The sequence below is a fragment of the Vibrio sp. YT-19(2023) genome, from assembly GCF_033337395.1.
In genome coordinates this window covers 1-985 of sequence record NZ_JAWOQN010000191.1, presented here as the reverse complement: position 1 = coordinate 985, position 985 = coordinate 1, and the positions used below count along the sequence as shown (strand labels likewise).

Genomic DNA, 985 nt, shown 5'->3' with positions numbered 1-985 from the left:
AGAAGCGTTTTGAGCTTCACCCCATGCGTTCATTACGAATGCATCGTTCACCGCCACACAAGCAATTAAATCAACGCCTTTGGCTTTTAATTGATCTGCGAGTACTACGTAGCCTGGTAGGTGAGCTTCTGAGCAAGTTGGAGTGAATGCGCCAGGAACCGCGAATAGCACCACTTTCTTGTTCGCGAACAGTTCGGTCACATCGTGGTTGACCATGCCATCGGCAGTCAGTTCACTTACGGTTGCAGAAGGTAGTGCTTGGCCTTGTTGAATCATGATTTTCTTCCTTTATTAAGTGCTTTGTTGAGCTTTTTCAGTCTAGCGCTTAAGTCCCGTTTTAACCACAGAGGGTTTGTAAGGGTATACCGCATTACATCGATGAATGTTGTGCAACATATTGTTCGACTTGATGACGATATTGAGCCTTCAACTCGTTGTCGATGAAGCTTGCATCGATAGCGTTGAGCGTGAATTTCGCCAGTTCTTCTTTGCTCATGGGATGTGCTTGATTCACTGCAAGGAAGTTATCGGTCATGTAGCCACCAAAGTAAACGGGGTCATCAGAGTTAATGGTTACCGCCACGCCTTTACGCAGAAGTTCTACGATGTTGTGTTGTCCCATTTCATCAAACACGCAAAGTTTGATGTTAGACAGCGGGCAAACGGTCAGTGGCATTTTGGTTTCAATTAGAGATCCCACTAGAGCTTCATCTTCTACGCAGCGAACGCCGTGATCAACGCGGCTCACTTCTAACATTTCAATTGCGTCGGTAATATTTTGCGCTGGTCCTTCTTCTCCGGCATGTGCCACGGTAAGTAAGCCCGCCTCTTTCGCTTGCTGGAAGACACGTAAAAACTTAGCTGGTGGATGGCCTTTTTCTGATGAATCTAGCCCCACACCAATGATTTTAGCGCGATGCTTTAAAACAGATGGCAGTGATTCCATCGCGCTTTCTTCTGACAAAGGACGAAGGAAACAAGCGAT

General features: G+C 46.4%; 2 protein-coding genes. Both read right to left on the bottom strand.

The features are described 5' to 3' along the window. The coding region (locus tag R7E78_RS24805; protein WP_318058432.1) for a redoxin family protein at positions 1-276 on the bottom strand (276 nt) is incomplete at its 3' end. 94 nt (positions 277-370) lie between these two features. Beyond that, a partial coding sequence (locus R7E78_RS24800; protein WP_318058431.1) for an adenosine deaminase family protein occupies positions 371-985 on the bottom strand: 615 nt, incomplete at its 5' end.